The following is a 19,245-nucleotide window of genomic DNA, read 5'->3' as shown; positions in this document are numbered from 1 at the left end:
TGGCCCTGGCCGGAGCGCTGCCGGCCGCCACCGCCCTGGCCGCGCCCAGCACGACCCACGTGACCGTGCTGCGCTCCGCCACGCCCGCGACGGCACCGCTGAACCTCAAGACCGAGATCACCGACGAGGCCAAGGTGCTCGGGGACCGCACCGACGAGGTGAGGACGCGTCTCGACGAGGTGCGCGCCGACAGTGGGCTGCAGTTGTTCGTCGTCTACGTCAAGTCCTTCGACGGGATGACGGGCGAGGAGTGGGCGCAGCAGACGTTCGACACGTCGGGCATGGGCGACAACGACGTGCTCCTCGCAGTGGCGGTCGATGATCGGCGCTACGGCACGTGGAGCACGTCGGACACCGGCCTGACCGCGGAGGACCTGCGCACGGTGCAATCCGAGAACATCGAACCGGCGTTGGCCAAGGACGACTGGGCCGGGGCGGCGATCGCCGCCGCCGACGGGTTGGCGGACGCCAAGGGTGGGTCGGGCATTGGCGGATCGGCGTTCCCGTGGCTTCTCGTGGGAATCCCGGTGGTCGCGGGCGGCGCGGCGTTGATCGCCACCCGCCGCGGCGACAGGTCGGCCAAGGGCGGCGCCGGCACGAGCGTCGGTGGCGAACCTCCGGCCTCGAACGAGGACGACCTGCAGAAGTCGGCGGCGCACGCGCTGATCGACCTCGACGACGCGATCCGCTCCAGCGGTGAGGAACTCAACTACGCCGAGGTCCAGTTCGGCAAGGCCGCGACCCAGCGGTTCCGGGAGGCGCTGGAGAAGGCCCGGGCCACGTCGACGAAGGCCTTCGCGCTGCAGCAGCAGATCGACGAGGGGAGCGTCCCCGCCGGGCAGCGCACGCCGCTGCTCGAGCAGATCCTGGCGCTGGCCACCGAGGCGGACCAGACCCTCGACGCCGAGGTCGAGGAGTTCACCCGGATGCGTGATCTCGAGGGGCGGGCGCCGGAGTTCGTCGCGGAGTTGGATCGTCGCGCGACCGAGGTCACGACCCAGATGCCGGTGGCCGAGCAGCAGTTGGCCGGGTTGAAGGCGCGGTACCCGGCCACGACCCTGGCGACCGTGCAGGCCAACGTCGACCAGTCGCGGGAGCTGCTCACTGAGGCGACCCGCTTCCTCGATCAGGGCCGCGAGCACATCGCCGTGGGCAACCGCACCGCGGCCGTTGTCGCAGCCCGATCGGCGGAGGACGCGATCGGCCAGGCCGAGCGGCTGCTGGCCGCCGTCGGTCGGGCCGGCGAGGACCTGGTGAACGCGCGGTCGCTGCTGGACGCGCACCTGGCGTCGATTTCCTCGGACATCGCCGACGCGCAGCGTTTGAACGCCACCGACGAGGTGACCGTACGCCTGGTCGAGGCCGCACGTGAGGCCGTGACGGTGGGGACCGCGGCACGTGACGGCGGGGACCCGCTGGCCGCCGTAGCGTTGTTGACCCGGGCGGAGGCCGACCTGGACAAGGCGCTGGAGCCGGCGCGAGACACCGAAACCGTGCGCACCAAGGCCTTGGCCGCGCTCGACGAGCGGTTCCGGATCGTGCGGGCGCGGATCGACAGCGTCGACGACACGATCCGCTCCTACCGCGGCGCGGTCGACCGGGACGCGCGGACGGCGATCTCGGAGGCCAAGCGGCTGTACGACGAGGCCGTGGCGGTGCGCTCCTCCGATCTTGAGCAGGCCGGATCGCTGTTGACCCAAGCCGAGGCGCAGGCGCAACGGGCTCTCGACAGTTCCAAGGACGACCTGGACCGCTGGAACTCCGGGCACGGGCGGCGACGCGGCTCGATGGGGATCGATCCGACGTCCCTCATCCTCGGTGGGATCCTGCTCGGCGGCGGGCGTGGCGGCGGCTGGGGTGGCTCCGGTGGCAGCTGGGGTGGAGGCGGCCTCGGCGGCGGCGGCGGATTCGGCGGCGGCGGATTCGGCGGCGGCGGATTCGGCGGCGGCGGCCGGTTCTAGGCAGCGGGGTCTACCGCACTCGAGAGTGGAAGTCCTGCTGCGCGGCTTCGAGCCCGGAACGCACCAGTGCCTCGACGGCGTCGGCCGCGTCGGAGACGAGGAACGGGACCTCCTTCTTCTCGACCGAGGAGAAGTCCTTGAGCACGAACGAGGCAGCGTCCATTCGCCCCGGGGGGCGGCCGATGCCGACGCGCACGCGCAGATAGTCCTTCGTGCCGAACGATGACGAGATGGAGCGCAGCCCGTTGTGGCCACCCTCTCCCCCACCGAGTTTGAGGCGGACGTCACCGAAGGGAATGTCCAGTTCGTCGTGGACGACAATGGCGTGCGCCGGGTCGACGGAGAAGAAGGTCGCGAGCGCCTTGACCGGGCCGCCGGATTCGTTCATGTAGGTCGACGGGACGGCGATGATCGCCTTGGGTCCGCCCGGGCCGCCAAGTCGCACGGTTTCCGCGGAGGCGCGTGCCTTGTGCGTGCGCAGTCGCACGCCGGCGCGGGAGGCGAGTTCGTCGATGACCATGGCACCGACGTTGTGCCGGTTGCCGGCGTATTGGATGCCGGGATTGCCCAGCCCGACGATGAGCCACGTGTCGTTGTCCACGGGCTCCGAGTATGCCAGCGGGGCCGGCCCGCAGATGCGGACCGGCCCCGGCGTGGTCAGGGTGGGAGAACGACGCTCCCTGGGATCACTCGGACTCGGAAGCCTCTTCGGCGGCCGGGGCCTCTTCAGCGCCACCCTCGGACTCGGCCAGGTCGGCTTCGAGCGCCTCGGCGGAGATCTGCGCGGTGACGTTGACGACGAGCAGGTCGGCGTCAACGGCGAGGGCCGAGCCCTGGGGCAGGGTGACCTCGCCGGCGGTGATCTGTGTGCCGGCCGCCAGACCCTCGACGGAGACGGTGATCGACTCGGGCAAGTGGGTGGCCTCGGCCTCGACCGACAACGTCGGAGCGTCGAGCTGAACGATGGTGTCCGGACCGGCCTGGCCCTCGACGTGCACCGGAATGTCGACGACGACCTTCTCGCCGCGCTTGACGGTCACGAGGTCGATGTGCTCGATGACCGGCTTGATCGGGTCACGCTGCACGTCCTTGGCCAGGGCGAGCTGCTTGGTGCCATCGAGCTCGATGGTGAGCAGGGCGTTGGCCTGCTTGAGCGCCATCATCGCGTCGTGGCCGGGCAGGGAGACGTGGATCGGCTCGGCGCCGTGGCCGTAGATGACCGCGGGGACCTTGCCGGCGCGGCGGGCGCGGCGGGCCGCACCCTTGCCGAACTCGGTGCGGGCCTCGGCCTTGATGAGGATCTCGTCGGACATGGGAACTCCTGAAGGTGATTCACGGTCCGGCGGAACGGACCTCGGGCGGTGGTCCTCGACGTGGGGCGCGGCACGCGCGGGCGCACCCTTCAGGGACACACCGCGTCGATCACGGACACCGTTCGTGCAGCGTCCCTCGCCGAGGTAACCCGCAGAGTCTACGTGACGCCCGGCCGGCCGTCCAAAACCACCCTGACCACGGTGCATTCCCTGAGCACCCGACGCATTTCCAGGTGGATTTCGCGAATTGCCCCATGGGTGAAGATTCACCTACCGCCGGGTAGGCATTCACGCCGGCGAGACCGTGAATCCTCCCTTTTGGGCTCCATTGTGGGCAGATTTCCACACCCGAGTGGTGCAGCACCGCGAACATCGCTATGCTCCGAAATCGAGTCGGGTCATGGGGCCGGGCGCGAAGCCTTCCAGGGGAGACAGCATGAGCAACAACACTGGCGTGACGCGACGCCGCCTCGTTCAGGGGGCCGCATGGTCCGTCCCCGCCATCGCCATCGCCACGCCGGCACTGGCCGCCAACTGCTCGCCGAACTCGCCGTGTGGCAACGTCACCGCGGGCAAGGGCTTCAAGGTGCCGGGAAGTAGTTGTGGCGGAATGTGGGACAAGGGCTACGGCTTCAGTTTCACCTTCACCAACACCGACACCGTTGACGACATGCTCATCACGAAGGTGGAGTTCCAGAAAATCGTCTTCACCGGGTCTGGGACGCAAGGCGCGATCGAAGGTCCGCAGAACTTCACCGTTCCTGCCGGCAAGGACGTGACGGCGTACTTCAACTTCCGCAACACGAGCAGCTCGAACGCTGACATCAGCGGCCAGATCCGGTTCACGTGGCACCGCATCGACGGCGGCACCACCGAGGGTCCCTTCACCTCCGAGTGGCTGCCGTTCAGCCAGCACATCGGCGACGACGCCGGCGGCGCCACCGGCTGTGGCAACGCCAGCTGGTGCCCGCCGGCTAATGGCATCACGACCAGCGGCGGTCCCTGCGCCTGACACACGACACGCATCCACGAAGGCCCCCGGAGATTCCGGGGGCCTTCGCGCGTTTCCGACTCGATCCTGAGACGCGTCAGCTCTCCGACCGCGCTCCGGCGGTCGCCTCGACCCGGCTCGGTGCACCACGGCCAGCCGTGAGCGAGCCCAGGCTCGGCAGATGACGACGCAGAGCCGGCAATCGCACCCCGCCCTCGTCGAGCCGCACGGCCACGACCCCGGCGAGGATGAGCAGCCCACCGAACAACTGCACCGAGCGCGGCAGTTCCCCGAGCAGGAGCCACGCAAACAGCACGGCGAACAGCACCTCGGTCAGCCCGACGAAGCCGGCGACCTTCGAGCCAAGCGCCCGCGCGGCCATGGTCCCGGTGACGTAGGCCGTCGCCCCGGCCACCACCGCGAGCCAGCCGATCGCCGCCCACCAGGGGAACGAGACTCCGGCAAGCACGACGTCGACCGACGCCGAATGCCACGGCAACACCCCGACGAACCCGAGCGCGATGAGCGTCAGCGCCCCGACGGCGAGCGAGAAGCCGACGAAGCTCACCGGTGGCAGCGAGTCCTCATCGACGTGACCGGCCGAGACGTAGAAGACCGCCAGGCCCACCGCCGCTCCGAGGCCCCACAGCACACCGATGGCGTTGACCTGGACCCCCGAGAGCACGTCGAGCACGAACACCAAACCCACGACGGCGAGCGCCGCCCCCACGAGCGTCAGGGGGCGCGGCCGCTGACCGTGGGCCAGCCACATCCAGCCGATGACGAGCATGATGCCGAGGTACTCGAGCATGAGCGCCACCCCGACCGACAGCGACTGCAGCGCATAGAAGTAGGCGACCTGGCAGCCCGCCACGGCCGCCAGCCCATAGCCGATGACCTGCCCGGCATTGTGGCGCACCAGCCACCAGTTGCCCTTGAGCGCCGACACCGCCGGCCAGAGCAGGAGCAGCGCGGCGAGGCCGACGCGCAGCGTCACCACGGCACTCGGACTCCACCCCGAGTGCAGCAGGGACTTGGCGAAAGGACCGGATGTGCCGAACGTGGCTGCCGAAAGCAGCGCAACGACCATGCCGAATCCGAGAGACTGGCGCGACGAGATGTCCACAGGGGCGACCTCCTTGTGAAGTGCGAGGTCGCCGGGCATCGGTTCGCGGGCAGGACCATTGCAACGTGTCATGAGTCAACTAGACTGACGCTCATGACAGTAGACCCACAAGGCGTCAGGAGTCAAAATGGCGTTTACACATGACACGGATGTGGCGCTGCAGAGCGCTGCGGCGCTGGTGAACACCCAGGCCGGGCCGGAGTCCGCCGATCCGACGCGCGACGATCTGCGCTCCCTCGATGACTTGCGCGCATTCTGGAACGAATGGGAATACAGCGGGCCACCCCCGACGGCGCCAGCCGACGTGGCGCCTGTGCAGGCACTGCGACCACGGCTACGCGAGTTGTGGCACGCCGATGAGGCCCGCGTCGTCGAGATCGTCAACGATCTGCTCGCCGAGTCACAGGCACTCCCCCAACTGGTCAAACACGACCAGTGGGACTACCACCTCCACGCCACGCGCAGCGACGCTCCGGTCTCGCAGCGGATGGCCGTGGAGGCGGCGATGGCGCTCGTCGATGTCGTGCGCGCGGGCGAGCTCAGCCGGCTGCGCATCTGCGCTGGAGAGGACTGCGACAACGTCGTCGTCGACCTCTCCCGCAACCGCTCCAGGCGCTTCTGCGACCACGGGTGCGGCAACAAGGCGAACGTCGCGGCCTACCGGGCCCGTCAGGGCCAGGCAGACCGCGACTGACGGCGTCGGTCAGGCGCCGCCCTCGAAGAGGCTGGTGACCGACCCGTCCTCGAAGACCTCCTGGATCGCGCGGGCGATCAACGGGGCGGAGGACAGCATGGTCAGCTTGTCGAAGTGCTTCTCCGACGCGAGCGGCAGCGTGTTCGTCACGATGATCTCGTCGGCCGCGCAGGCCTTGAGCCGGTCCACCGCCGGGCCGGAGAAGATGGCATGCGTCGCGGCGATGACGACGCTCGCTGCCCCGTCGGCCATAAGGGCATCGGCCGCCTTGGCGATCGTGCCGCCGGTGTCGATCATGTCGTCGACGAGCACGCAGACGCGGCCCTCGACCTCACCGACGACGCGGTTGGCGACGGTCTCGTTCGGCCGGTTGATGTCCCGGGTCTTGTGGATGAACGCCAGCGGGGCGCCGCCGAGCCGGTTCGACCAGTGCTCGGCGACCTTGATCCGGCCGGCGTCCGGGGAGACGACGGCGAGGTCCTGACCGCCGTACTTCGACCACACGTACTGCGTCAGGATCGGCAGCGCCATGAGGTGGTCCACCGGACCGTCGAAGAAGCCCTGGATCTGGTCGGTGTGTAGGTCGACGGCCATGAGGCGGTCGGCCCCAGCGGTCTTGAACAGGTCGGCCATGAGCCGGGCAGAGATCGGTTCGCGGCCGCGGTGCTTCTTGTCCTGCCGGGCGTAGCCGTAGAAGGGCAGCACCACGGTGATCCGCTTGGCCGAGGCGCGCTTGAGCGCGTCGACCATGATCAGGTGCTCCATGATCGCCTCGTTGATCGGCGCCGCGTGCGACTGGATGACGAACGCATCGGAGCCTCGTACCGACTCCTCGTAGCGCACGTAGATTTCACCGTTGGCGAAGTCATACGCCGAGGTCGGCACGAGTTCGGTGCCGAGCTGGTCGGCGATCTCCTGCGACAGCTCTGCGTTGCACCGCCCCGAGAACACCATGAGGTTGCGCTCGGGAGTCTTGTGAATACCGGTCATGCCTGCTCCTGCTCGCCCTCGGTGCTGGTCTGCGCGTCGGTGGTGCGCGCGGCCGCGGCGGCGGCGGCCGCCGCGGAATCGGGGCGCGTCCGCTCCACCCACCCGGCGATGTTGCGTTGCTGCGCGCGGGTCACGGCCAACTCGCCGGGCCCGACGTTCTTGGTGATCGCCGATCCGGCCGCGACATAGGCCCCATCGGCGAGGGTCACCGGAGCGACGAGCACCGAGTTGGAGCCGACGAAGGAGTGCTTGCCCAGGACCGTCTGGTGCTTGTTCGTGCCGTCGTAGTTGGCGAAGATCGTGCCGGCGCCGACATTGCTGCCCTCGCCCACGACCGCGTCACCGCAGTACGCGAGGTGAGGGACCTTCGCTCCGTCATGGATCTTGGCGTTCTTGGTCTCGACGAACCCGCCGATCTTGCCGCCAACACCGAGTTCGGTGCCCGGGCGCAGGTAGGAGAAGGGCCCGACCTTGGCGTCGGCGCCGATGACCGCAAGGTTGGCCTCGGTGCGCTTGACCTCGGCGTGGGCGCCCACCTCCGTGTCGATCAGGGTCGTGTCCGGACCGATGACCGCGTGGGTGCCGATGGTCGAGGCGCCGATCACCTGGGTGCCGGGCAGGATCAGCGCGTCGCGTTCGATGGTGGCGTGCACGTCGATCCACGTCGTGTCCGGGTCGACGATCGTCACGCCCTCGCGCATCCACCGCTCGCAGGTGCGCTGGTTGAGGACCTTGCCCAGACGCGCGAGCTGCACCCGGTCGTTGACGCCCTCGGTCTGCCAGATGTCGTCACACAGGAAGGCCTCGACCTTGCCACCGGCCTCGCGCGCGAGCTGGAGCACGTCGGTGAGGTACTTCTCGCCCTGCGCATTGTCGGTGCCGATCTTCGGGAGCGCCGTGCGCAGTACCTCGGCGTCGAAGGCGTAGATACCGGAGTTGAACTCCTTGATCTCCCGTTCGGCGTCGGTGGCGTCCTTGAACTCGACGATTCGCTCGACCGACCCGTCGGCGCCGCGCACGATGCGCCCGTACGACTTCGGGTCATCCAGGGTCGCGGTGATGACGGTCACGGCGGCGCCGGCCGTGACGTGCGCCTCGGTCAGCGCGGTGAGGGTCTCGCCGCTGAGCAGCGGCACGTCGCCCATGGTCACGAGGACCGTGCCCTGCAGCTGCGGGTCGAGGGCGAGGAGGCCACACTCGACGGCGCGGCCGGTGCCCTTGATCTCGTCCTGGTCGGCGATGATCGCGGTTGGGTCGGCCTGGTTGATGAACTCGATGACGCGGTCGCGCTCGTGGCGCACCACGACGGCCACGTTCTCGGCCTCGGCACCGTGGGCGGCGCGCAGGGCGTGTCCGAGGAGCGGGTCACCACCGATGCGGTGCAGCACCTTCGGGGTGTCGGACTTCATGCGAGTGCCCTCACCTGCGGCAAGGATGATGACGGCGGCCGGACGTTGTGCGTTCACGCGGTGTGCTCCGTGGGGGTCGGGGGCCTGCGACGCCGGCACGGTGGTGCCAGACCTGCTCACTCTACCCAGCCCCGGTACACGGCGATGGATTGGTTCACGCACGGGCTCTTGACGCGCGCACCCTGCACGGGCACACTTTGAGCACCCATTCAATGAATGGTCATTCAGCAAGGACGCCGAATCTGTCGAGGAGATGCACATGGACAGCCCCCGCACGCTCGTCCCCGAGCCCGGCTCGACCTGGGCCCACCGCATGGTCACGGAAGATGGGACCGTCCGAGGTGAACTCGTGCAGGTGCCGATCGACAGCGTCGGCCAGGGTGAGGTGCTCATCCACGCCGAGTACTCGAGCCTGAATTACAAGGATGCTCTCGGCGTGCTCGGCCACGCGCCGATCTACCGGAAGCTCCCCCTCATTGCCGGTATCGACGTCGTGGGCGTCGTGGCGGAATCCACCTCCCCGGCCGTGCCGGTGGGCCAGCGGGTCGTCGTCACCGGGTTCGGACTCGGCGAGGACTCCGACGGCGGGTATGCGCAGTGGGTGCGCGTGCCGGCCGAGTGGGCCGTCCCACTTGACGACTCCCTCTCGTCATGGGAGGCCATGGCCCTGGGCACCGCCGGCATCACGTCGGCCCTGGCCATTGCGCGACTCGAACAGCAGGGGCTGACTCCCGGCTCCGGCCCGGTGGCCGTCACCGGTGCCAGCGGCGGGTCCGGCAGTCTGGCCGTGGCCATGCTCGTGCGGCTCGGCCACGAGGTCGTCGCCTTCACCGGATCACCCCAGGCGCGAGCCCTGCTGACGGAGCTCGGTGCGGCCGAGGTGCGCGACCGGCCGGATGTCTCCAGCGGCAAGGCCCTGGAGAGCGCCCAGTGGGCCGGCGCGGTCGACGCGGCCGGCGGGCCCGTGCTCGCGTGGCTCGCACGCACGCTCAAGCCGGGCGGCAGCGTGGCGACCTTCGGCAACACCGCCGGCAACGACGTGCCGTTGACCGTGATGCCGCTCATCCTCCGCGCGGTCAACATCCTCGGCGTCAACACCGGCAACTACTTTGACACCGGGCTGCGGCATGAACTGTGGCGCCGACTGGCCACGGACATGCGACCACAGAACCTCGACTCGTTGGCCACCACCGTCGGCCTGACCGAGCTGGTACCCGCACTGGAGCGCCTCCATGCCGGAGAGGTGAACGGGCGTGTCGTCGTCGACCTCAACCGCTAGGGCCCTCTACTTCGACGATCTGGAGCTCGGCCAGGAGTACGTCACGCGCGGCCGGACCGTCACCGAGTCGGACATCACCCTGTTCGCCGGGTGGAGCTGGGACACCAACCCCGTCCACACCGACGAGGTGGTCGCCGGCGGCACTCCGTTCGGCACCCGCGTGGCCCACGGGCTCATCGGCCTCTCCATGGCGATGGGGCTGATCTCGCGGCTCGACATCTTCGACGATGCGGCGCAGGCCTTCCTCTCGATCGACGAATGGCGCTTCCTGGCCCCTCTGCGTCCGGGCACCACGATCCACTGTGTGGTCGAGGTCGTCACCCTGCGCCCGACCTCCGACGGTCGACGCGGAGTGGTCGCGCGACGCCTGTCGGTCAAGGACCAAAGCGGCGCTCTGCTGCAGCAGGGGGTCGTTACGGTCCTCATGCACCGAAAGCCTGAATAGTCATTCAAAATCGCTTGACGTCCACGGATCCACCCCGTACCTTTTGTGTTGAATGAACGTTTATTCAAGGAGACAATGATGTCCACAGGCAGTGCGCCGCCGATACTTGAGACCAAGGCGCTGACACGAAGCTTCAGCGGCTTCACCGCGGTCAACTCGGTCGATCTGACGATCGGCGAGGGCACCGTGCACGCGCTGGTCGGGCCCAACGGGGCTGGCAAGACCACGCTCTTCAACCTGTTGACCGGCTTCCTCACGCCGAGCTCAGGCACGATCCACTTCCAGGGTCGGGACATCACCGGGATGGACCCCGAGCGGATCGTCCCGCTCGGCTTGGCCCGGTCCTTCCAGATCACCAGCCTGTTCGAGCAGATGTCCCTGCTCGAGCACCTCGAGCTCGCCCTCGCCTCCGGCACCGGACTGACCCGCAAGTTCTGGAAGTCCGTCAAGGTCCTGGGCCGGTTCCACGACCGGGGCATGCAGCACCTCGAGGAGGTCGGGCTCGCCGACCGCGCCAACCAGGCCGCCGGATCGCTCTCCTACGGCCAGAAGCGGGCGCTGGAGCTGGCGCTCGCCCTGGCGTTGGAGCCGAAGCTCCTGCTGCTCGACGAGCCGACCGCCGGCATGGGTCTGGAGGACGTCGACCGCACCATCGAACTGATCCAGCGCCTGCGCCACGGCCGCACGGTCGTCTTCGTCGACCACAACATGCACGTCGTCGGCTCGCTGGCCGATGAGGTCACGGTGCTGCAGTCCGGCCAGATCCTCGCCCAGGGGACCTACGACGCCGTGCGCGCCGACGAGCGCGTCATCACCGCCTACCTCGGAGAATCCCATGCCTGAGACGACCCTGTCCGAGCAGTTGCCCGCCGGCCAGACCGGGACGCCCGTCCTCGAGGTCAGCGACCTGTCCGCCTGGTACGGCGAGGCCCAGGCCCTGCGAAACGTCTCCCTCGAGGTGCGAGTCGGTGAGGTGGTCACCCTCGTCGGCCGCAACGGCGCCGGCAAGAGCACCACGCTGCGCTCCGTCATGGGCCTGCACCGTCACATCTCCGGCAACATCCGCCTCGACGGTCAGGACATCACCTCGCGTACCGCCGAGCGTCGCGCCCGGGCCGGCATCGGCTGGGTTCCCGACGACCGCGGTATCTACGCCTCGCTGACCGTCATGGAGAACCTCACCCTGCCCCCGGTGGTCGACCGTGACGCCGCCTGGAGCCTGGAGCGGATCTTCGAACACTTCCCGGTGCTGCACACCCGCCGCAACTTCCCGGGCACGAAGCTCTCCGGCGGTGAGCAGCAGATGCTCGCCATGGCCCGGCCCCTGCGCATGGGCGCGAAGATGCTGCTCGTCGACGAGGCGAGCGAGGGCCTGGCTCCGGTGATCGTCACCCAGATCGGGGACATCATCCGGGAGATCAAGAAGTCCGGCGTGTCCGTCCTCCTCGTGGAGCAGAACGTCAACTTCGCCTCCACGGTGGCCGACCGCCACTACCTGCTGGCCGAGGGTGAGGTCGTCGAGTCGCTGGGCAATGACGAGTTCCAGTCGCGCCTCGAGGAGCTGCTCCACCACCTGGGCATGTAGCCCCGCCCTGCACGGCCCCGTCACCCCACACCACTCCCTGGGGCGCTCGCGCCCGCCCAGCACCACCAGTTCAGCCCACCCATCACTCACCCCAACTGCTCAATCAGTTACTCAACGAGGAGTCATTCCACATGTTCAAGTCATCCCTGAAGATCGTGCTCGGCACCACCGTCGCCGTCTCGCTCGCCGCCTGCGGCGGGGCCGGCGGCCCCGGTGGCGGCAGCGAGAAGATCTCCGACGGCAAGTTGGTCCTCGGCGTCCTCAACGACCAGTCCGGCCCGTACAAGGACCTGTCCGGTCCGAACTCCGTCGAGGCCGTGAAGATGGCCGTGGAGGACTGGAAGGCCGCGCACAAGGACGACGCCGTCACCACCGACATCGAGGTCATCACCGCGGACTTCTCGACCAAGCCCGACGTGGCCAACACGAAGGCCCAGGAGATGTACGACCGGGAGAACGCGGACATCATCCTCGACGTCCCGAACTCGGCCGCGGCCCTGGCCGTCGCGACCCAGGCGAAGAACAAGAAGCGCGTCTACATCAACGTCGGCGGTGGCACGAGCGCGCTGACCGGAGCGTCGTGCAACAAGTACACGTTCCACTGGGCCTACGACACCTACATGCTCGCCAACGGCGCCGCGAAGAGCGTGACGGACAGCGGTGGCAAGACCTGGTCGATCGTCTACCCGGACTACGAGTTCGGTCAGGCCAGCGACAAGCTCTACACCGGCGCGGTCGAGGCGGCCGGCGGCAAGGTCATCGCACACATCCCCACGCCGTTCCCCAACGAGAACTTCGCCACCTTCATCACCAAGGCCCAGCAGGGCAACCCCGACGTGATCGCGTCGATGCACGGTGGCGGTGACCTGGCGAACTTCTTCAAGCAGTACCAGCAGTCCGGTGGTGACAAGAGCACCAAGGTCGTCGGCGGTGTCGTGTTCCTCAGCGACATCAAGTCCATCGGCGCGGAGCCCCTCAAGGGCATGCAGTTCACCGACAGCTGGTACTGGAACATGGACAAGGAGGCCCGCGCCTGGGCCGACCGCTTCCAGGAGAAGGTCGGCACGCGTCCGACCGCGATCAACGCCGGCAACTACTCCGCCGCCTACCAGTACCTCGAGGCCGTCCAGGAGGCCGGCACCGACAAGTCCGACGACGTCGTGGCGAAGCTTGAGGGCAAGAAGATCAACGACATCTTCCTGCGCAACGGCGAGATCCGGGCCCAGGACCACCGCGTCATCCACGACGTGTACCTGGCCGAGGTCAAGGACCCCAAGGACATCAAGGAGGACGAGGACTTCGAGAAGATCGTCACGACGATCCCCGCCGCCAACGCCTTCCGTCCGCTGGACCAGTCCGAGTGCTCGATGTAGGTCACTGCCGCCGCAGTGACTGCCGGGCAGACGTCCCTCCAGACAGGTAGGTGAGCATGGGCTCCTTCATTCAATACACCCTTCAAGGACTCGCATCAGGTGGGTTCTACGCGTTGGCCGCGCTCGGGCTTGCCGTGATCTTCGGTGTGCTCGGAGTCGTGAACTTCAGCCACGGCTCGATGTACATGCTCGGCGCCGTAGGCACGGTGGTCGCGCTCGACGAGTTCGGCCTGTCCTTCTGGGCGTCGCTGATCGTCGTGCCGCTGGTCCTCTTCGTCTTCGGCGTGCTCCTCGAGCGCGGGCTGGTCCGATGGCTGCTGAAACTCGACCCGCTGTACAACTTCCTGCTGACCTTCGGCGTCACGCTCGTGATCGTCGACCTGGTCAAGCGGCGGTACGGGTCCTCCGGCATGCCGTACGACACGCCCGCCGGGCTGCGTGGCCAGATCGCCCTGGGCGGTCTGGAGTTGCCGACCTACCAGGTCTTCGCCGCGCTGCTCTCCGTGCTGGTCTGTGTCGCGGTCTGGGTGATCCTGGTCAAGACCCGGGTCGGCATGATCGTGCGGGCCGCCACCGAGGAACCCGATCGCAGCCGCGCCCTCGGGGTGAACGTGGCCATGTGGGTCACACCCGTGTTCGGGTTCGGGATCGCGCTGGCCGGGCTGGCCGGGGTGCTCGCGGCACCCACCCGCTCGGTCACGGCGGACATGGGGACGAACTTCATCATCATCCTCTTCGCCGTCGTCGTGATCGGCGGGCTCGGTTCGATCTTCGGAGCCGTCGCGGCCGGCTTCATCGTCGGCCTCGTCGAGGCCTTCGGGCAGGCGTACGCGCCGGCGTACGCCCAGGTCCTGATCTTCGTCCTCATGGCCGGGGTACTCCTGGTCAAGCCAACTGGCCTCTTCGGATCGGGGGAACACTCATGAGCGAACACCTAGTCGGGACCAGCCATCTGGAGACCGCTGCCACGGCGGCACCGGAACGGCGCGAGCGGGCGTGGGCCCGTCCCCTGTACCTCCTTCTCGCGCTGCTGCTCGCGTGTGCACTGCCGTGGTTCATCTACCCACCGATCGCGTTGGACATCCTCTGCTGGGGCCTGTTCGCGATCTCGGTCGACCTGCTGCTCGGCTACACCGGCCTGCTCAGCTTCGGGCACGCCGCGTTCTGGGGCTCGTCGGCATACATCACCGGCATCGTGGCCATCGAGACCGGGATGCCCTTCCCGGTGGCCATTCTGCTGGGTGCACTCGCGGCCATGGTGATCGCCGTGCCGACGGGTTGGTTGGCGGTGCGGAGCACCGGCATCTACTTCGCGATGGTCACCCTCGCCTTCGCGCAGATGCTCTACTTCGTCGCGAACCGGGCCTCCGGCCTGACCGGTGGTGAGAACGGGTTGCAGGGCATTCCGCGGCCCTTCTTTGGGATGGAACTCATCGAGACCGAGGCGTTCTACTTCTACTACGCCGCGCTCCCGTTGATCATCCTCGGCTGCTTCATCGCCTGGCGGACCGTGCACTCACCGTTCGGTCGGGTCCTGCTGGCCATCCGCGACAACCCCGCCCGTGCCCGGGCCCTCGGGTTCGACGTCGAGGGCTACAAGATCGTCGTCTTCGTGATCTCGGCGGGCATCGCCGGTGTCGCCGGCGGGGTCTTCTCGTCCGGGCACGGCTTCGCCTCGCTCAACGACCTCATGTGGACCACGTCCGGCAAGGCCGTGCTGATCACCGTGCTCGGCGGCATCGGCACCCTGTGGGGCGCCATGGTCGGGTCCGGCATCCTCGTCACCTTGGAGGACTACCTGACCACCCTCGGCTTCGAGGGCATCGGCATCGTGACCGGCACGATGTTCATCGTCATCGTGCTGCTCTTCCGACGGGGAATCTGGGGCAGCGTGCAGCAGGCATGGCACTGGGCCCTGGGCAAGGCGCGTCTGCGCTGGGGCTGATCACCTCACCTTCCAGCCAACGGAGCCGCGTGGCCCATGTCGACGACACGGGTCACGCGGCTCCGTTCATGTGTATGGCGTTGCTCCCCGGGCAGGAGTCGAACCTGCGTCGCTAATCCTGATTCAAAGTCAGGCGGGCCCTGCCGGCAGACCAACCGGGGAACGTCCGGGTTCGCACCCGGCCACCCAAGGGTAGACGACGACACCGAGGCGATTTGCACCCACACGGCATGATTGACCGGTGGCCACTCAGTCGAAGAAGTCCCCAACGCGCGCTGTCCGGATGACCGGCACCCAACGTCGCGAGCAACTCATCGAGGTGGGTCGCGGACTTTTCGCCCGTCACGGCTTCGAGGGCACGAGCGTCGAGGAGATCGCCGCGGCGGCCAAGGTCTCCAAGCCCGTCGTCTACGAACACTTCGGCGGCAAGGAGGGGCTGTACGCCGTGGTCGTCGACCGCGAGATCGCCGAACTCACCGAGATGATCACCACGGCGCTGACCACACCCGGCACGAGCAAGCAGGTCATCGAGCGGGCTGCCCTGGCGCTGCTCGACTACATCGAGGGGTCGACCGATGGATTCCGGATCCTCGTGCGGGACAGCGGAATCGGTCAGTCCAGCGGCTCCTATGCGACATTGATCAGCGATGTCACCAGCCAGGTTCAGCACATCCTCGTTGCGGCGTTCAAGCGCCACAAACTCGATGCCAAGGCCGCCCCGATGTACGCCCAGATGCTCGTCGGGAGCGTCGCACTGGTGGGTCAGTGGTGGTTGGATCACCGTTCGTTCAAGAAGGCCGATGTCGCCGCGCACGTGGTCAACCTCGCGTGGAACGGCCTGACCGCGCTGGACAGCAAGCCCGTCATCTCGGCACGGGTGCTCAACGGCACCCCGGCGGCCGAGAAGTCCTGACCACGCACGTCTCCGTTGTCTTGATGTCAAGAGTCTCGACGGGGCCGCTAGAGTGGCGAGATGGGGATCCCCGAACGCGCGCCTGACATCGACGACGTCGATGTCATCGTCGCGGCGTGGCGGCGGGAACGCCCGGACCTGGATGTCTCGCCGCTCGAGGTCTTCTCACGCGTCTCGCGCTTGGCCCGCCTGCTCGACTTGGCTCGGGCACAGGCCTTTCGCACCCACGACCTCGACGGGTGGGAGTTCGACGTCCTCTCCGCGCTCCGCCGTGCCGGAGCGCCGTACGAACTCTCCCCCGGCCACCTGAGCACCGAGACCCTCGTCACCAGCGGCACGATGACCAACCGCGTCGACCGCCTCGTCGAGCGTGGCTTTGTCTCCCGGCACCGTTCACCGACGGATCGTCGTGGCGTCCTGGTTCGACTCGAACCCACCGGGCGCGACGCGGTCGACAACGCGATGTCCGACCTCGTGCAAGCCGAGCAGGCGTTGCTCGGGGCGCTCGACACGAACGAGCGAGCCGAGATCGCCGCCCTGCTGCGCAGCTTGCTCGGCCCGCTCGAACCACCGTCGACGAAGTCGTGACGTCCTACTTGCCGCTGTAAACCGGGAACACGCTGTGCTCGCCGTAGTCGGCGGCGTTGAGGTCGCGCAGCGCGGTCATGTCCGCCTCGGAGATCTCGAAGTCGACCTGGGCGTTGGCGCGCATGTGGTCGGGGTTGGCGGTCTTGGGCAGGGACTGCGTGCCCAACTGCAGGGTGTAGCGAATGCACAGTTGCGGCACGGTCACCCCGTAGCGCTCAGCCATCGCCTGCACCTGCGGGTTGTCGAGAATCGCCCCGTGCGCGATCGGCGAATAGGCCTGAACGAGAATCCCCCGGTCCTGGCAGTACGCGATGAGCTCGGTCGGCGTGTTGCCCGCGTGCACGAGCAACTGATTGACGTGCGGTGTCACGGTCGAGGTCACGGCGATGTTCTCCAGGTCGGACTGGAGGAAGTTCGAGACTCCGATGGAGCGCACCTTGCCGGCCTTGTAGGCGTCCTCGAGCGCGCGCCACGCCTCGCGGTTGCCCTCGGCGTAATCGCCGCCGCGGAAGTCCTCCCACGGCTGCGGAGCATGGATGAGCATGAGGTCGATGTAGTCGAGGCCCAAGGTGGTCAGGGAGCCGTCGATCGCGGCGGTGGCGGCGTCGTGGTCCTTGATCTCGGCGGCGAGCTTGGTCGAGATGAACAGCTCGTCGCGGGCGACGCCGCTGGTGCGGATACCCTCGCCGACGCCGCGCTCGTTGCCGTACGCCTGAGCGGTGTCGATGTTGCGGTAGCCGATCTCGATCGCGTCGCGGACCGCCTGAGCCGCCTTGTCGTCATCGATGAACCAGGTGCCCAACCCCAGCTTGGGAATCGTCACGTCATTGGACAGGATGTAGGTCTCGGTGAGGATCATGCGTCGCTCCGCTTCTCGTTCAGATGGGTGTAAATGTCGTCGGTGACCGGCTCGAGCCACTCGTTGGAGAGGTTCTCGCCGGGGACGGCGATGGCGATGTGGGTGAACCACGATCCGGCCTTGGCGCCGTGCCAGTGCTTGACGCCGGCAGGGACCTGCGCAACGCTCCCGGGTTCCATGCTTTCGGGCTCCTGGCCCTCGATCTGGTGCCAACCACTGCCGGCGACGCACAGCAGGATCTGACCGCCGCCGGAGGACGCGTGGTGGATGTGCCAGTTGTTGCGGCAGCCGGGCTCGAAGGTGACGTTCGCGATGGAGACGCCTTCGGAGGTCAGGGGCTGCAGGTAGCTCTGCCCGATGAAGTACTCGGCGTAGGCGTCGTTGGGTTGGCCCTTGCCGAAGATCGGATCGATGTTCATCTCAGCCATGTATCGATTCTCCGCCTCGGTGAAGGCCGGGTGCAGCGGAGGAAATCATCCTGGGAGAAGATTGTCCCCCTTTCGGTCCTAGGCCCCGGTGGAAGACTGGGCGAATGAGCGGTGAGACCAACCAGAACGAACTCGGGACCTTCCTCAAGGCCCGTCGCGCTGCCCTCACGCCGCGCGACCTGGGGCTGCCCGAGGGGTCGGGGGCGCGCCGGGTGGCCGGGCTGCGCCGCGAGGAGGTGGCCCAGCTCGCCTCCATCAGCACCGACTACTACACGCGCATCGAACAAGGCCGGATCGGTGTGTCGGCACCTGTGCTGGGCATCCTCGCCGATGTGCTGCGGCTCGACGAGGATGAGCGACGGTACCTGTTCAGCCTGGCTGGGAAGCCGTCTGGTCGCGCGCCTCGGCAGACGGTGCAGAAGGTCGCGCCGCAGTTGCGGCGGTTGCTCGACGATCTGGTGACGACGCCGGCTGTCGTCATGGGGCGCCGCATGGACCTACTCGCGTGGAACCGGTTGGCGGCGGCGATGATCACCGACTTCGGGGCGGTGCCGGCCAAGCAGCGGAACTACGTGCGGATTCTGTTCACCGATCCGGCGATGCGGGCGCTGTATGCGGATTGGGAGTCGGTCGCGATGACCGCGGTGGCGCAACTGCGTATGGAGGCGGCGAAGTATCCCGATGACCCGCGGCTCGCGGGGTTGGTCGGCGAACTGTCAGTGCAGGACGCGCAGTTCAGCCAGTGGTGGGCGGCGCAGAATGTGGCGAGTCTGAGTACGGGGACGAAGACGCTGATCCACCCGGTAGCTGGGGAGTTGGTGCTCGATTGGGACACGCTCATCGAGGCCAGCGATGCCGATCGATCGCTGGTGATCTGGACCGGGGCGCCCGGTAGCCCGACGCATGATGCGCTGCGGTTCCTGGCGTCGTGGGCGGACGATCAGGCAGTGGAGGGTCTGGGGTCCGGGGTGTCGTGAGTGCACTCAGTGCAGGGTTTCTGAGATGTGAGGTCCGTTCGTCGCATTTCACGAAGTCGCCCTCTGTTGTTTACCTAAAGTTCGCTTTCAAATAGGACATGTGTTCTTATAAACTGGGGGCATGTCCACGACAGCGATGCACCCAGGTTCGACGCGACCGGATCCGGCCGGGGTCGCGTCGGTTGTTGGTGTGCCCGCTGTTGGGGCGCCCGCTGGGGTGCCTGTTGATCGACACTGGCTCGCCGTTGCTGGAGAGGCGATCGGTCAGGTGGTCGTGCCCGAGTCGTTCGCGTCGGAGGCCGAGGCGCAGCGGTATATCGCGGACCTGGATCGGATCCAGGCGCAGATCGCCGGGAAGCGCCTGGCGGT

At 67.8% G+C, this 19,245-nt stretch carries 20 protein-coding genes and 1 tRNA gene; 13 read left to right on the top strand and 8 right to left on the bottom strand.

Translation table 11 applies throughout. The features are described from left to right. Positions 1 to 1,961: TPM domain-containing protein (locus tag KD1_RS11465; RefSeq protein WP_068402030.1), on the top strand; the 1,961-nt coding region annotated here is incomplete at its 5' end. A 10-nt stretch (positions 1,962 to 1,971) separates the two neighbouring features. Here KD1_RS11465 and pth read toward each other — a convergent pair. Both pth and KD1_RS11455 read right to left on the bottom strand, forming a co-directional pair. After that, positions 1,972 to 2,562, bottom strand: a complete 591-nt coding sequence (pth, locus tag KD1_RS11460) for an aminoacyl-tRNA hydrolase (protein ID WP_068402028.1) — start codon at positions 2,560 to 2,562, stop codon at positions 1,972 to 1,974. Positions 2,563 to 2,647: 85 nt separating this feature from the next. Continuing rightward, a complete protein-coding gene (locus tag KD1_RS11455; protein ID WP_068402026.1) occupies positions 2,648 to 3,274 on the bottom strand; it encodes a 50S ribosomal protein L25/general stress protein Ctc in 627 nt (208 codons plus the stop codon). Between the two features lie 436 nt (positions 3,275 to 3,710). On the opposite strand from KD1_RS11455, the gene KD1_RS11450 reads away from it, so the two are divergent. Beyond that, a complete protein-coding gene (locus tag KD1_RS11450; RefSeq protein ID WP_068402024.1) occupies positions 3,711 to 4,286 on the top strand; it encodes a hypothetical protein in 576 nt (191 codons plus the stop codon). A gap of 76 nt (positions 4,287 to 4,362) precedes the next feature. Here the strand turns inward: KD1_RS11450 and KD1_RS11445 are convergent, their stop codons facing one another. Next, positions 4,363 to 5,391: an EamA family transporter gene (locus KD1_RS11445; RefSeq protein ID WP_217995871.1), complete on the bottom strand. Its 1,029-nt coding sequence runs from the start codon at positions 5,389 to 5,391 to the stop codon at positions 4,363 to 4,365. Between the two features lie 127 nt (positions 5,392 to 5,518). Between KD1_RS11445 and KD1_RS11440 the strand changes: the two genes are divergently transcribed. Next, entirely contained in the window at positions 5,519 to 6,085 is a 567-nt protein-coding gene (locus tag KD1_RS11440; protein WP_068402022.1) for a CGNR zinc finger domain-containing protein, read from the top strand. A gap of 9 nt (positions 6,086 to 6,094) precedes the next feature. On the opposite strand, the gene KD1_RS11435 is transcribed toward KD1_RS11440, so the two are convergent. Together KD1_RS11435 and glmU are read right to left on the bottom strand one after the other, a co-directional pair. Continuing rightward, the gene (locus KD1_RS11435) at positions 6,095 to 7,075 is read right to left on the bottom strand and encodes a ribose-phosphate diphosphokinase (protein ID WP_068402020.1); all 981 of its coding nucleotides are present in this window, start codon (positions 7,073 to 7,075) and stop codon (positions 6,095 to 6,097) included. After that, positions 7,072 to 8,541, bottom strand: a complete 1,470-nt coding sequence (gene glmU, locus KD1_RS11430) for a bifunctional UDP-N-acetylglucosamine diphosphorylase/glucosamine-1-phosphate N-acetyltransferase GlmU (RefSeq protein ID WP_157073314.1) — start codon at positions 8,539 to 8,541, stop codon at positions 7,072 to 7,074. Before glmU ends, KD1_RS11435 begins: the two co-directional genes overlap by 4 nt. A 202-nt stretch (positions 8,542 to 8,743) precedes the next feature. Between glmU and KD1_RS11425 the strand changes: the two genes are divergently transcribed. From KD1_RS11425 to KD1_RS11395, 7 genes are all read left to right on the top strand, one after another. Continuing rightward, complete coding sequence (locus KD1_RS11425; RefSeq protein WP_169795386.1) at positions 8,744 to 9,763, top strand: acrylyl-CoA reductase family protein; 1,020 nt, start codon at positions 8,744 to 8,746, stop codon at positions 9,761 to 9,763. Beyond that, entirely contained in the window at positions 9,738 to 10,208 is a 471-nt protein-coding gene (locus KD1_RS11420; RefSeq protein WP_068402018.1) for a MaoC/PaaZ C-terminal domain-containing protein, read from the top strand. Before KD1_RS11425 ends, KD1_RS11420 begins: the two co-directional genes overlap by 26 nt. A gap of 78 nt (positions 10,209 to 10,286) precedes the next feature. Continuing rightward, positions 10,287 to 11,051 (top strand): ABC transporter ATP-binding protein, encoded by a 765-nt coding sequence (locus KD1_RS11415; protein ID WP_068402016.1) that lies wholly within the window; start codon positions 10,287 to 10,289, stop codon positions 11,049 to 11,051. Beyond that, positions 11,044 to 11,793, top strand: a complete 750-nt coding sequence (locus tag KD1_RS11410; RefSeq protein ID WP_068402014.1) for an ABC transporter ATP-binding protein — start codon at positions 11,044 to 11,046, stop codon at positions 11,791 to 11,793. Before KD1_RS11415 ends, KD1_RS11410 begins: the two co-directional genes overlap by 8 nt. A 131-nt stretch (positions 11,794 to 11,924) precedes the next feature. Continuing rightward, a complete protein-coding gene (locus tag KD1_RS11405; RefSeq protein WP_068402012.1) occupies positions 11,925 to 13,166 on the top strand; it encodes an ABC transporter substrate-binding protein in 1,242 nt (413 codons plus the stop codon). A gap of 56 nt (positions 13,167 to 13,222) precedes the next feature. Continuing rightward, positions 13,223 to 14,092: a branched-chain amino acid ABC transporter permease gene (locus tag KD1_RS11400; protein WP_068402011.1), complete on the top strand. Its 870-nt coding sequence runs from the start codon at positions 13,223 to 13,225 to the stop codon at positions 14,090 to 14,092. Continuing rightward, on the top strand, positions 14,089 to 15,111 hold the full coding sequence (locus tag KD1_RS11395) for a branched-chain amino acid ABC transporter permease (protein WP_068402009.1): 1,023 nt from the start codon (positions 14,089 to 14,091) through the stop codon (positions 15,109 to 15,111). Before KD1_RS11400 ends, KD1_RS11395 begins: the two co-directional genes overlap by 4 nt. Positions 15,112 to 15,194: 83 nt before the next feature. Here the strand turns inward: KD1_RS11395 and KD1_RS11390 are convergent. Next, positions 15,195 to 15,273 (bottom strand) — tRNA-Gln (locus KD1_RS11390). Positions 15,274 to 15,394: 121 nt separating this feature from the next. Between KD1_RS11390 and KD1_RS11385 the strand changes: the two genes are divergently transcribed. Further along, on the top strand, positions 15,395 to 16,024 hold the full coding sequence (locus tag KD1_RS11385) for a TetR/AcrR family transcriptional regulator (protein ID WP_068402007.1): 630 nt from the start codon (positions 15,395 to 15,397) through the stop codon (positions 16,022 to 16,024). Positions 16,025 to 16,084: 60 nt separating this feature from the next. Beyond that, on the top strand, positions 16,085 to 16,612 hold the full coding sequence (locus tag KD1_RS11380; protein ID WP_068402005.1) for a MarR family winged helix-turn-helix transcriptional regulator: 528 nt from the start codon (positions 16,085 to 16,087) through the stop codon (positions 16,610 to 16,612). A 4-nt stretch (positions 16,613 to 16,616) separates the two neighbouring features. On the opposite strand, the gene KD1_RS11375 is transcribed toward KD1_RS11380, so the two are convergent. After that, positions 16,617 to 17,471, bottom strand: a complete 855-nt coding sequence (locus tag KD1_RS11375; protein WP_068402003.1) for an aldo/keto reductase — start codon at positions 17,469 to 17,471, stop codon at positions 16,617 to 16,619. Beyond that, complete coding sequence (locus KD1_RS11370; RefSeq protein ID WP_068402001.1) at positions 17,468 to 17,899, bottom strand: cupin domain-containing protein; 432 nt, start codon at positions 17,897 to 17,899, stop codon at positions 17,468 to 17,470. Before KD1_RS11370 ends, KD1_RS11375 begins: the two co-directional genes overlap by 4 nt. Positions 17,900 to 18,003: 104 nt before the next feature. Here KD1_RS11370 and KD1_RS11365 point away from each other — a divergent pair, with 104 nt between their 5' ends. After that, positions 18,004 to 18,876 carry a helix-turn-helix transcriptional regulator gene (locus KD1_RS11365; RefSeq protein ID WP_068401999.1) on the top strand — a complete coding sequence of 291 codons (873 nt, stop codon included), beginning with the start codon at positions 18,004 to 18,006 and terminating at the stop codon, positions 18,874 to 18,876. The last annotated feature ends 369 nt before the right edge of the window (positions 18,877 to 19,245 follow it).

It is taken from the genome of Kribbia dieselivorans NBRC 106261, assembly GCF_001552435.1.
Classification (GTDB): Bacteria; Actinomycetota; Actinomycetes; order Actinomycetales; family Dermatophilaceae; genus Kribbia; species Kribbia dieselivorans.
Note: the sequence above shows the minus strand (reverse complement) of the source record. Positions and strands in the feature narration are given on the sequence as shown.

Excerpts from the sequence above, each read along its gene's own strand:
- KD1_RS11455 (WP_068402026.1), bottom strand. The coding sequence starts at position 3,274 with ATGTCCGACGAGATCCTCATCAAGGCCGAGGCCCGCACCGAGTTCGGC.
- KD1_RS11450 (WP_068402024.1), top strand. The coding sequence starts at position 3,711 with ATGAGCAACAACACTGGCGTGACGCGACGCCGCCTCGTTCAGGGGGCC.
- KD1_RS11440 (WP_068402022.1), top strand. The coding sequence starts at position 5,519 with ATGGCGTTTACACATGACACGGATGTGGCGCTGCAGAGCGCTGCGGCG.
- KD1_RS11435 (WP_068402020.1), bottom strand. The coding sequence starts at position 7,075 with ATGACCGGTATTCACAAGACTCCCGAGCGCAACCTCATGGTGTTCTCG.
- KD1_RS11425 (WP_169795386.1), top strand. The coding sequence starts at position 8,744 with ATGGACAGCCCCCGCACGCTCGTCCCCGAGCCCGGCTCGACCTGGGCC.
- KD1_RS11415 (WP_068402016.1), top strand. The coding sequence starts at position 10,287 with ATGTCCACAGGCAGTGCGCCGCCGATACTTGAGACCAAGGCGCTGACA.
- KD1_RS11410 (WP_068402014.1), top strand. The coding sequence starts at position 11,044 with ATGCCTGAGACGACCCTGTCCGAGCAGTTGCCCGCCGGCCAGACCGGG.
- KD1_RS11405 (WP_068402012.1), top strand. The coding sequence starts at position 11,925 with ATGTTCAAGTCATCCCTGAAGATCGTGCTCGGCACCACCGTCGCCGTC.
- KD1_RS11400 (WP_068402011.1), top strand. The coding sequence starts at position 13,223 with ATGGGCTCCTTCATTCAATACACCCTTCAAGGACTCGCATCAGGTGGG.
- KD1_RS11395 (WP_068402009.1), top strand. The coding sequence starts at position 14,089 with ATGAGCGAACACCTAGTCGGGACCAGCCATCTGGAGACCGCTGCCACG.
- KD1_RS11385 (WP_068402007.1), top strand. The coding sequence starts at position 15,395 with ATGACCGGCACCCAACGTCGCGAGCAACTCATCGAGGTGGGTCGCGGA.
- KD1_RS11380 (WP_068402005.1), top strand. The coding sequence starts at position 16,085 with ATGGGGATCCCCGAACGCGCGCCTGACATCGACGACGTCGATGTCATC.
- KD1_RS11375 (WP_068402003.1), bottom strand. The coding sequence starts at position 17,471 with ATGATCCTCACCGAGACCTACATCCTGTCCAATGACGTGACGATTCCC.
- KD1_RS11370 (WP_068402001.1), bottom strand. The coding sequence starts at position 17,899 with ATGGCTGAGATGAACATCGATCCGATCTTCGGCAAGGGCCAACCCAAC.
- KD1_RS11365 (WP_068401999.1), top strand. The coding sequence starts at position 18,004 with ATGAGCGGTGAGACCAACCAGAACGAACTCGGGACCTTCCTCAAGGCC.